Source organism: Microcosmobacter mediterraneus, assembly GCF_031846265.1.
Taxonomy (GTDB): domain Bacteria; phylum Bacteroidota; class Bacteroidia; order Flavobacteriales; family Flavobacteriaceae; genus Microcosmobacter; species Microcosmobacter mediterraneus.
In genome coordinates, this window is sequence record NZ_JAVRIA010000008.1 from 19,289 (window position 1) to 31,054 (window position 11,766).

Annotated in this window: 12 protein-coding genes; 11 read left to right on the forward strand and 1 reads right to left on the reverse strand. The window is 32.0% G+C overall.

Annotated features, from left to right (window positions below; genetic code table 11):
* Position 1: 1 nt before the first annotated feature.
* From murA to RM697_RS12225, 7 genes are all read left to right on the forward strand, one after another.
* Entirely contained in the window at positions 2-1,309 is a 1,308-nt protein-coding gene (gene murA, locus RM697_RS12195) for a UDP-N-acetylglucosamine 1-carboxyvinyltransferase (protein ID WP_311428180.1), read from the forward strand.
* A gap of 49 nt (positions 1,310-1,358) precedes the next feature.
* Complete coding sequence (gene menD, locus RM697_RS12200; protein ID WP_311428181.1) at positions 1,359-3,113, forward strand: 2-succinyl-5-enolpyruvyl-6-hydroxy-3-cyclohexene-1-carboxylic-acid synthase; 1,755 nt, start codon at positions 1,359-1,361, stop codon at positions 3,111-3,113.
* A gap of 81 nt (positions 3,114-3,194) precedes the next feature.
* On the forward strand, positions 3,195-3,536 hold the full coding sequence (locus RM697_RS12205; RefSeq protein WP_311428182.1) for a DUF2853 family protein: 342 nt from the start codon (positions 3,195-3,197) through the stop codon (positions 3,534-3,536).
* A 67-nt stretch (positions 3,537-3,603) separates the two neighbouring features.
* Positions 3,604-4,437 (forward strand): CvfB family protein, encoded by an 834-nt coding sequence (locus RM697_RS12210; protein WP_311428183.1) that lies wholly within the window; start codon positions 3,604-3,606, stop codon positions 4,435-4,437.
* Between the two features lie 41 nt (positions 4,438-4,478).
* Positions 4,479-5,318, forward strand: coding sequence for a 1,4-dihydroxy-2-naphthoyl-CoA synthase (locus tag RM697_RS12215; protein ID WP_311428184.1), 840 nt, complete (start codon positions 4,479-4,481; stop codon positions 5,316-5,318).
* Positions 5,319-5,332: 14 nt separating this feature from the next.
* The gene (gene menA, locus RM697_RS12220; protein ID WP_311428185.1) at positions 5,333-6,241 is read left to right on the forward strand and encodes a 1,4-dihydroxy-2-naphthoate octaprenyltransferase; all 909 of its coding nucleotides are present in this window, start codon (positions 5,333-5,335) and stop codon (positions 6,239-6,241) included.
* Positions 6,242-6,317: 76 nt separating this feature from the next.
* Positions 6,318-6,995: a metal-dependent hydrolase gene (locus RM697_RS12225; protein ID WP_311428186.1), complete on the forward strand. Its 678-nt coding sequence runs from the start codon at positions 6,318-6,320 to the stop codon at positions 6,993-6,995.
* Here RM697_RS12225 and RM697_RS12230 read toward each other — a convergent pair.
* Positions 6,992-7,897, reverse strand: coding sequence for a sterol desaturase family protein (locus RM697_RS12230; protein ID WP_311428187.1), 906 nt, complete (start codon positions 7,895-7,897; stop codon positions 6,992-6,994). The genes RM697_RS12225 and RM697_RS12230 overlap by 4 nt on opposite strands.
* Positions 7,898-8,001: 104 nt before the next feature.
* Between RM697_RS12230 and RM697_RS12235 the strand changes: the two genes are divergently transcribed.
* The 4 genes from RM697_RS12235 to RM697_RS12250 are packed head-to-tail and all read left to right on the forward strand — an operon-like array spanning position 8,002 to position 11,740.
* Complete coding sequence (locus RM697_RS12235) at positions 8,002-8,691, forward strand: DUF2490 domain-containing protein (RefSeq protein ID WP_311428188.1); 690 nt, start codon at positions 8,002-8,004, stop codon at positions 8,689-8,691.
* 5 nt (positions 8,692-8,696) lie between these two features.
* Complete coding sequence (locus RM697_RS12240; RefSeq protein ID WP_311428189.1) at positions 8,697-9,731, forward strand: o-succinylbenzoate synthase; 1,035 nt, start codon at positions 8,697-8,699, stop codon at positions 9,729-9,731.
* A gap of 3 nt (positions 9,732-9,734) precedes the next feature.
* Complete coding sequence (locus RM697_RS12245; RefSeq protein ID WP_311428190.1) at positions 9,735-10,685, forward strand: CPBP family intramembrane glutamic endopeptidase; 951 nt, start codon at positions 9,735-9,737, stop codon at positions 10,683-10,685.
* Positions 10,685-11,740 carry an AMP-binding protein gene (locus RM697_RS12250; protein ID WP_311428191.1) on the forward strand — a complete coding sequence of 352 codons (1,056 nt, stop codon included), beginning with the start codon at positions 10,685-10,687 and terminating at the stop codon, positions 11,738-11,740. The genes RM697_RS12245 and RM697_RS12250 overlap by 1 nt, the downstream gene beginning before the upstream one ends.
* Positions 11,741-11,766 lie beyond the last annotated feature (26 nt).

Below are 11,766 nucleotides of genomic sequence, written 5' to 3' on the forward strand. Positions count from 1 at the left end.
AATGGGAACATTTAAAATTGAAGGAGGTCATCAATTAAAAGGCGAAATCCAACCACAAGGCGCAAAAAATGAAGCACTTCAAATTTTATGTGCTGTTTTACTTACTCCAGATAAAATTACTATACACAACATTCCAGATATAGTAGATGTAAATAAACTCATTAAACTCCTGGCTAAGCTAGGTGTTAAGATTGAAAAAATTGATACAAATGCCTATACATTTCAATCTGATGAAATAGATTTAGAGTACTTAGAAACCGAACAGTTTAAAATAGATGGTAGTGGATTGCGAGGATCAATAATGATTGTTGGTCCATTATTAGGACGATTTGGAAAAGGTTACATCCCAAAGCCAGGTGGAGATAAGATTGGTCGCAGACGTTTAGATACTCATTTTGAAGGTTTTATTAATTTAGGAGCCAGCTTTAGATATAATAGAGAGGATTATTTTTATGGTGTAGAAGCAGAGAAGTTAAAAGGAACTTATATGCTCTTAGATGAAGCTTCTGTAACTGGTACTGCAAATATTGTTATGGCTGCTGTTTTAGCTGAAGGTACTACAACCATCTACAATGCAGCATGCGAACCTTACTTACAACAGCTTTGTAAAATGCTTAATAGAATGGGAGCAAACATCAAAGGAATTGGCTCTAATATGCTAATCATAGAAGGTGTTGATAGTTTAGGTGGAACTGATCATAGAATGCTACCAGATATGATTGAGATTGGTAGTTGGATTGGCTTAGCAGCAATGACTAAAAGCGAGCTAACTATTAAGAATGTAAGCTGGGACGATTTAGGACAAATTCCTAATGTATTTGCTAAACTTGGTATTACTCTAGAACGACAAGGCGATGATATATATATACCAGCGCATACTAATGGTTATGAAATTCAAAACTATATTGATGGTTCTATTCTAACGATTGCCGATGCACCTTGGCCAGGATTTACTCCAGATTTATTAAGTATTGTTTTGGTCGTTGCTACGCAAGCTAGAGGTGAGGTTGTTATACATCAAAAAATGTTTGAAAGTCGACTATTTTTTGTAGATAAATTAATTGATATGGGAGCAAAAATAATTCTTTGTGACCCTCATAGAGCAACAGTTATCGGTCACGATTTTAAAAGCCAATTAAAGGCAACTACTATGGTGTCTCCAGATATTAGAGCTGGTATTTCTTTACTTATTGCTGCACTTTCAGCAAAAGGAACATCAGTTATCCATAATATAGAACAGATAGATCGTGGTTACGAGAATATAGATTCTAGACTTAAAGCAATTGGTGCTAAGATAGAGCGAGTTTAACTAATGTTTTCTATAAAATACAAAGGTGTATTCGTATCTTTGTACATAGATGAAATATCCCAAAATTCCATTAGCTCAAACTATTGTTGCATTATGCAAAGCTAAAGGTATTAAGCATATTGTAATTTCTCCGGGAAGCAGAAATGCACCATTAACTATTGGCTTTACTCACGATTCTTTTTTTAAATGTTACAGTATTGTAGATGAACGCTGTGCTGCATTTTTCGCCTTAGGAATTGCTCAGAATATTCAATATCCTGTGGCTTTAGTTTGCACGTCTGGTAGTGCATTACTAAATTATTTCCCAGCAATTGCTGAAGCGTTTTATAGTAATATCCCTTTGGTAGTTTTATCAGCAGATAGACCAAAACATTTAGTCGATATAGGAGATGGACAGACCATTAATCAAAAACAAGTATATGGATCACATGTTCTTCAGGCTACAAATCTAAAACTAGATTTAAATGAATCTCAGTATGAACTTACTGATGAGATTCCGATAATGAAAAGTATTGAGAATAAATTAGAGAAGTTTTTAGGACTGCAACAGAGTATTCTGGAAGAAAATTCTATAAAAATTAATAGGACTTTAAATAAGGCTATTATTGATTTTGGTCCTGTTCATATTAATATTCCTTTTAGTGAGCCGCTTTACGATACCCTAGAGCAACCTTCAGTTAATCCAAAGGACATTAAACCAGAGATTAATGTTAAAAAAACAAATACTGAAGATTTGAATCAGTTAGTGAATATTTGGAATTCTGCTAAACGAAAACTAGTATTAGTCGGTGTAAATTTACCTAATACAATTCATCAGCAATGGTTAGATGTCTTAGCTAATGATGATAGTGTTATTGTATTTACAGAAACAACATCTAATTTATATCACAATGAGTTTTTTCCGAGTATAGATCAAATTATTGCCCCATTAAGTGAAGATCAGTTTAAAAGTCTGCAACCAGATGTTCTTCTCACATTTGGAGGTATGGTTATATCTAAAAAAGTAAAAGCATTTTTAAGAGCATTCCAACCAAAACATCATTGGCATAGCGATCCTAAAAAAGCTAACGACACATTTTTTTGCTTAAGTAAACATTTAATAGGTAATACTAATACCTTTTTAGAACAGTTTTTACCAAAAACAAAATCCATTCCTAGTTCATATAAACCCTTTTGGAAATCTGTAAGAAATCATAGATTAGTAAAACATTCAGAATATTTAAATACTATTGACTATTCAGATTTTAAAGTATTCGGTATAATTTTAAAGTCAATACCAAATAATTATATTTTACAAGTAGGTAATAGTTCTGCTATAAGATATTTACAATTATTTAGTTTAAACAATACACTTAATGTGTTTTGTAATAGAGGTACAAGTGGTATAGACGGAAGTACTAGTACAGCAATAGGTTATGCATCAGTATCAAAACAACCTGTTATTTTTATTACAGGTGATTTAAGTTTCTTTTATGATAGTAATGCCTTGTGGAATAATGATATACCTAATTCGTTTAGAATTATTATTATTAATAACCAAGGAGGTGGTATTTTTAGGATACTTCCTGGTCATAAGAATTCAGAAAATTTTGATACTTATTTTGAAACGAAACACCAATTAACTGCCGAAAATCTATGTAAGATGTATGGTATTGATTATCTATCTGCCAAAAATTTGAATCAATTGTCAGATACAATAACTGACTTCTACACAGATAATGATAAACCAAAGTTGTTAGAAATTTTTACACCTTCAACATTAAATGATGAGGTTTTATTAAACTATTTTAAATTCATAGCATAACTTTTTTTTAACGTGACTTTATAAGTAAACCTGTGTCTTATTAAGTATATTTAAATCATTATTAACCTAAAATAATTTACAATGAGTAAAAGAGATGAATTAATAGCTAAGTACGCAGCAGACCTAAAAGACAAATGTGGTGTAAACCCTGATATGGATTTATTAACTAAAGTTACAATTGGTTGTGGTCCATCTATCTACAATAGAGACGCTTCTACTGTATCTGCATCAGATGACAAAGAATGTGAGACTGTTAAACAGAATTTCATTAAAAATAAATTAGGTGTATCTGATGCTGGTAAAGCAGATGCTGCTCTAAATAATGCTATGGATACTTATGGACGTTCTACTAAGAATAAATATAGAGCTGTAGTGTATTATTTAATAACAAAAGATTTAAATAAGGAGTCTATTTACAACTAGTAGAGTTCTATATAAATTATGAAGCGCTAATGGTATATAGCGCTTTTTTTATGTCTATTTTTGCCAAATGATTGAAATAGGAAAATACCATACGCTTACCATATTAAGAGATACGGAACCAGGTTTGTTTTTGGGAGATGATAAAGACAATGAAGTTTTATTGCCAAATCGTTATGTGCCTGAAGCTTTTGAAATAGGTGATAATATCAAGGTATTTGTGTATTTAGACAATGAAGAACGACCAGTTGCAACAACAGATTCTCCATATATTGCAGCAGGAGATTTTGCACTATTACGCTGTAACGAAGTTACAAAATTTGGAGCCTTCTTAGATTGGGGTTTAGTAAAGCAATTATTTTGCCCGTTTAAAGAACAAGCGTTTAAAATGAGAACAGGTCAATGGTATTTGGTTCACTGTTATGTAGATGATGAAACAAATAGGCTTGTGGCTTCTAGTAAAACCAATAGATTTCTAAGTAATAAAGACCTTACAGTAGAGCAATTTGATGAGGTAGATGTTATTATTTCTCATCCATCAGATATTGGTATGAATGTTATTGTAAATAAGGTGCATGCTGGATTAATATTTAATAACAATATTTTTCAGGATATCTCAATTGGAGATCAACTAAAGGGTGTTGTTAAAAAGATAAGACATAATAATAAGTTAGATATTACTTTAGGGCAAATAGGATATAGAAGCATAGAACCTAATGCGCAAAAGGTTTTAGACGAACTTAACGATAACAGTGGTTTTTTAGCATTTACAGATAAATCTGATCCAGATGAGATTAAAGACGTCTTTCAGATGAGTAAAAAGAGCTTTAAAAAAGCGATAGGATCACTTTATAAAAGCAGAGCAATTGATATTAAATCTGATGGAATTTACTTAAAAGAATAATGTTTAAAATCCTTATTTTTACAGTCTTATAATCATCAATTATGAAAGAAATTAGCTGGAAAACAGCAAAAACCTACAAAGACATTACTTACAAAAAATGTGATGGTGTTGCCAGAATAGCATTTAATCGTCCTGATGTAAGAAATGCTTTTAGACCACATACAACTTCAGAGTTATACGATGCTTTTTATGATGCCAATGAAGACACATCTATAGGTGTTATTTTGTTATCTGCAGAAGGACCTTCAACTAAAGATGGTGTTTGGAGTTTTTGTTCAGGAGGCGATCAAAAAGCCAGAGGTAAGGAAGGTTATGTTGGTGACGATGGTTATCATAGATTAAATATTTTAGAAGTACAACGCCTCATTAGGTTTATGCCTAAGGCTGTTATTGCAGTCGTTCCAGGTTGGGCAGTAGGAGGTGGTCATAGTTTACATGTGGTTTGCGATTTAACTTTAGCTAGTAAAGAACATGCTATATTTAAGCAGACAGATGCTGATGTTACTAGTTTTGATGGTGGATATGGTTCAGCATACTTAGCTAAAATGGTTGGTCAGAAGAAAGCTAGAGAAATATTTTTCCTAGGTAGAAATTATTCAGCTCAAGATGCTCATGACATGGGAATGGTTAATGCTGTAATTCCTCATGATGAGTTAGAAGATACAGCCTATCAATGGGCTCAAGAGATTTTAGAAAAATCACCAATCTCTATTAAAATGTTAAAATTTGCTATGAATTTAACTGACGATGGTATGGTTGGTCAGCAAGTATTTGCTGGTGAAGCTACTCGCTTGGCTTATATGACAGATGAAGCCATTGAAGGTAGAAATGCATTTCTTGAAAAGCGTAAACCTAATTTTAATAAAAAGTGGATTCCTTAATATTTGTTCAATAGATGATACAAAAAATAAAACCATGGCTATCTGCCATGCGTTTAAGAACCTTACCGCTTTCAGTTTCAGGAATCATTGTTGGTGCATGTATTGCCCAATACAACGGAGCTTTTAATGTTTGGATTTTTATCTTGGCAATACTAACAACGATGAGTTTGCAGATTCTATCTAATCTTGCTAATGATTATGGAGATGGAATTAAAGGAACAGATAATAATGAAAGAATTGGACCAGAACGCGCTATACAAAGTGGAGAGATTTCTCCAGAACTTATGTTCGAAGGTATTAAAATCAATATCCTTATCGTTATCTTTTTCACGTTTCTATTAATATGGAATGCATTTGGAAGTGGTAATTTATTTTATGCTCTACTATTTTTAGTTTTAGGAGGCATTTGTGTCTATGCAGCTATGAGCTATACAGTTGGTCATTCTCCCTATGGTTACAGAGCTCTTGGTGATATATATGTGTTCGTCTTCTTTGGTTTTGTGAGTGTAATTGGTAGTTACTTTTTATTTACTTTACGCTTAGATCATGTGGTTATATTACCAGCAATTTCTATAGGATTATTGAGTGTTGGTGTCTTAAATCTAAATAATATGAGAGATATAAACTCAGATATAAAATCTAATAAAATCACGATTGCTGTAAAACTGGGTAAGGATAAGGCTAAAAAATATCATACTATTTTGATCATTACTGCCTTAATAGTCTCTATTTTGTTTTCGATCTTATATTATTCTTCACCATATAATTTCATCTTCTACATAGCATTTATTCCACTATTAAGACATCTTGTAATTATAAATAAAATTAAAGATCCCAAAGAATTTGACGGTCAGCTTAAAGTATTAGCCATGTCAACATTTCTTTTTTCGATTTTATTAGGATTAGGTCAAGTTTTTTATTGATTTTTTAAATCTTCTATCTAATCTGAAAGCGTTTTAATTTTTTTTATAATTTCACAGAAACTTAAAAGCACCAATTATGAAAATTACCTTTTTAGGTCATGCTACTTTATCTATTGAAATTAATGATTTTACCCTTTTAGTTGATCCTTTTATTTCAGGAAATGAAAAAGCAGCGCATATAAATATAGAAGAGCTAAAAGCTGATTATATCTTACTTACGCATGCACATCAAGATCATATTCTAGATGCAGAGTCTATTGCAAAACGTACAGGAGCAAAAATTATATCTAATTACGAAATCGTAATGCATTATGGATCTAAAGGTATAGAAGGTCATCCAATGAATCATGGAGGATCTTGGCAATTTGAATTTGGAAGCGTTAAGTATGTTAATGCTATACACACCTCTTCTTTTCCAGATGGTAGCTATGGTGGACAACCTGGTGGATTTGTTATTGATACTAGTGATAAAACGATATATATTGCTGGAGATACAGCATTAACTTATGACATGAAACTTATCTCAGAAGAATTTAATTTAGATTTAGCTATTTTACCCATTGGAGATAATTTTACAATGGGAGTCGATGATGCTTTAAAAGCTTCAGATTTTGTTAAGTGTAATACTATTTTAGGATACCACTTTAATACTTTTGGTTATATTGAAATTGACCATGATATTGCCAAGCGTAAATTCTCTGACAAAGATAAGGATCTAGTGCTTTTGGGTATTGGTGAGAGTTTAGAGGTTTAGTTGTTACTTTTTTCCCTCAACCATTCCTCTCTCAACTCCTCACTAATTTTTCCAGAACCATCATGTTTCCAACCTGGAGGTTTAACAAGATAGAAAAGTCGATTTTTTAGAGATTTTCGTCCAGAAAAAGCATCCTTAAACATCTGCCACCATTCTATAAAAGCAATCTTAACAGGGTTATAAGTGTCAATGTTTTTAACCAAGCCATAAACCACTTTTTCGTCTTTAAGTTCTGGTTGAAATGTACCAAATAGTTTGTCCCAAATAATCAAAATACCTGCATGGTTTCTATCTAAATATAAAGGGTTACTACCATGATGAACTCTATGATGAGATGGTGTATTCATAATAGCTTCAAACCAATTGGGTAGCTTATCAATGGTTTCTGTATGTATCCAAAATTGGTATAATAAGCTAATAGACATTTGTAGAAGTATCATTCCTGGATGAAAACCTAGAAGAGGTAACCACAACCAAAATACAAAACTGTAAAACCCTCCAGACCATGTTTGTCTTAGAGCAGTGCTAAGGTTATAATGTTGTGAAGAATGATGCACCACATGAGATGCCCAAAATAAACGACACTCGTGTGAGATTCTATGAAACCAGTAATATGATAAATCATCTGCAAAGAATAATAATACGAAACTCCACCACGCCAAAGGAATAGTAAATACTCTAAAATTTTCGTAAACCAACATTAAAGCCCAAAGGACAACCACTTTACTAAAAAAACCAAGGAAAACATTACCTAAACCCATAGCTATAGAAGCGAAAGCATCTTTAGCTTCATAACCTTTTACTCGCTTTAATTGATCTCTAGTAGTTACATATAATTCTAATATCATAGAGATGATAAAAAAAGGTATGGCAAAAAGAATAATATTAGGAAATTCAGGCATTTATTTTTTCTTAAAAATATAATTTTTTCATCACTTATTTGTTCTATTAATCCTTGAAAAAGAATTAGAGATAACCCTTATCTTTGCAAATAAATTAAATTCAAATGAAAATTAGACTAAGTTTAATTTGCTTTTTTATTAGTATCAATTTAACTAATGCACAAGTAGAAGAATCACAAACAGGTGCATGGTTTATGTACTTTTATAATCATCAGTTTTCCGAAAGGCAATGGGGAATTCAGGGTGATTTTCAATATAGAGATTGGCAAGGTTTAGGCGATATGGAGCAGTTAATGTTGCGTTCTGGTTTAACATTTACACCTAAAGATTCTGGTGTGATGTTTACACTTGGCTATGCTAATATTACTTCTGGCCAGTTTGGTGATAGTGATGATACATCTAATGAAAGTAGGATATATCAAGAAGCTTTAATACCGCAAAAACTTGGTAACAGATTTTATTTAACTCATAGGTTTAGGTACGAACAGCGCTTTGTAGAGAATCAGGATTTTAGAACGCGTTATCGTTACAATCTCTTTTTAAATGTACCTTTAAATAAAAAAACTCTCAGTGAAAAAGCGATTTATGCAGCTTTATACAATGAGTTGTTTATTAATGGACAAACAGATATTGGAGATAATAGAACAGTAGAGTTATTTGATAGAAATAGAACCTATTTAGGATTCGGCTATGTGTTAAATCCTAAAATTAAATTTCAGTTAGGTTGGATGAACCAAAAAACAAATAATTGGGGAAAAGGGCAATGGCAAGTTAGTATGCATCATAAATTTTAACCTCAATGAAAGCCACTTATCATCAATACATTCTGAATTTTAAACGTCCTAGCGGAACCTCTAGAGGTATTATGAAAACCAAAGAAACTTGGTTTATCATTATTGAATCTGAGGGTAAAAAAGGAATAGGAGAGTGTGGTATTTTAAGAGGATTAAGTTTTGATGATCGACCAGATTATGAAGAAAAACTGAAATGGGCTTGTAATAATATAAATTTAGGTCGCGAAGCCTTAATTAGTGAGCTTATAAAATTTCCAAGTATTCAATTTGGTATAGAAATGGCATTTAAATCGTTAGAAAGTAAGACCTCTTTCGAGTTTTTTCCTTCAGGTTTCACCAGAAATGAAGATACAATTCCTATTAACGGTTTAATATGGATGGGAACTAAAACCTTTATGAAAGAGCAGATTCTTGAGAAGTTAAAATCTGGTTTTAACTGCATTAAGCTTAAAATTGGAGCTATTGATTTTGAAACAGAATTAGAATTATTAGCATCTATACGAAACGAATTTTCAGGTTCAGACTTAGAATTACGAGTCGATGCAAATGGTGCATTTACTATAGTTGAAGCTTTAGAAAAATTAGAACGCCTATCAGAATTAGAGTTACATTCCATAGAACAACCTATCAAACAAGGTCAGTTTGATGAGATGGCTAAATTATGTGAGAACACGCCATTGCCAATTGCTTTAGATGAAGAGCTTATTGGTGTTTTTGAACCTTCAAAAAAGAAAGAATTACTCAATTATATTAAACCGCAGTATATAATCTTAAAGCCTAGTTTGTTAGGTGGTTGGGCATCTAGCGAAGAGTGGATAAATTTAGCAGAACAGCAACAAATAGATTGGTGGATAACAAGTGCCTTAGAAAGTAATATAGGTTTAAACGCCATTGCACAATGGACGTATAATTTCAACAGCACATTGCCACAAGGTCTAGGAACAGGTGGATTGTTTACCAATAATTTCTCTTCGCCATTAAATGTAAAAAATGGTACATTGCAATATCAAAATAATAAAGATTGGAATTTTAATTTATAGTATATGTATATAGCACAAGTTTATAAGGTTTTACACGATTGGTGGAGATATATCATCGGAACTATTTTAGTTATCACTGGTGTTTTTATTTTTTCTATACCTCATGTGGTTGCTATAGTTATGAAAGGCGATGCAGATTTTTCTAGATTAAGTGATATTGATTATCTAATGTCATTGTTTGAGCCTAATCTTAACTTTGTATTTCTCTTATTACCATTTTTAGGAGGTTTAATAGCGCTCTTTTTTGCAATAAGGTTATTACATGGTCAAACGATAACATCATTAACTACTGCACGTCCTAAGATCGATTGGAAACGCATTTGGTTTGCTTTTTTCTTTTGGGGAATTGTATCAGTAGGATTAGCGTTTATTGATATACTCGGAAATCCTGAGGATTACAAATGGAACTTTGATATAAAATCTTTTGCTATACTTGCTGTGATTGCTATAGTCTTAGTACCGATTCAAACCAGTTGTGAAGAATACCTATTTAGAGGATATTTAATGCAAGGAATTGGTGTTTTAGTTAAGAATAAATGGGTTCCATTATTAATAACGTCTGCTGTTTTTGGATTACTTCACATATCCAATCCTGAGGTCGATAAATTGGGCCCAATAATCATGATTTATTATATAGGTACAGGTTTATTTTTAGGAATTATAACCTTAATGGATGACGGGTTAGAATTAGCTATAGGATTTCATGCAGCGAATAATTTATTTACGGCCTTGTTAGTTACTGCAGACTGGACAGCCTTCCAAACCCATTCTATCTATAAAGATTTATCGGATCCTTCTGTAATGGGCTTTACAGAAATTATCATTCCAGTATTTGTGATTTTTCCGATCTTAATTTTAATTTTTGCTAAAAAATATAAGTGGAATAATTGGTATGAACGCTTATTGGGTAAAGTTGAAAAACCTTTAGAAGACAATTATAAAGTGTTAGATTAGTGATTCCTCATTTTAATAAAGTACATAATCGTTTTAAGTTAGATGGACGTTATTTTAACCAAAGTTCTTTAAAGGAAGTTGCGTATAGTTATGTTAAAGAGGGTGAGTCTTACGAGAAGAGTATAGGTGATTTTTTATTAGATTGGCTTAATTCAAGCCCTTTTATACAAGTAAAAACATCTGGCTCTACAGGAGCACCAAAAACCATACAATTACAAAAACAAGCTATGGTACATTCAGCTATAGCAACAGGAGATTTTTTTAAATTACAACCAGGAGATTCAGCGTTGTTATGTTTACCTGCAGATTTTATTGCAGGTAAAATGATGTTAGTTAGAGCCATGATTTTAGGTTTAGAAATTGATGTAACAGTTCCAACATCTAAGCCTTATCTACTTCCTAATAAAACATACAAGTTTGTAGCCATGACACCAATGCAGCTTGAGAACTCCGTAGACTCTATAAATGCTATTGAAACTTTAATTATTGGTGGTGCTAAAGTATCTACTCGGCTAAAAGAAAAAGTAAAGCATAGTAAAACGATGTTGTTTGAAACTTACGGAATGACAGAAACTATTACGCATGTTGCTGTAAAACCATTTAATACTCATTATTTTAAAACACTACCAAGCATTCAAATATCAAAAGATAAAAGAGGATGTTTAGAACTCATAGTACCTTACATTTCTAAAAAACCAATCATTACAAATGATATGGTTGCGATTCATTCTGAAACAGAATTTGAATGGCTAGGACGATATGATAACGTTATTAACTCTGGTGGTGTAAAAATTCATCCAGAACAATTAGAAGCGCAATTATCTAAACATCTAGATTATAATTTTTTCTTCACATCTATAACTGATGATCAATTAGGAGACCGCTTAGTCTTGGTTTTAGAGACCGATTCTAATACCTTAGACACTAATACATTTGATGATTTTGACAAGTTTAATACACCTAAAGATATATACTGTGTTTCAAAGTTTAGTTACACCAAATCAGGAAAAATTGATAGAGCCAAAACTTTAAATAGTATTGCAAAGCTTGCTTAACTCATTCAAACGTACACTTCCCTCAA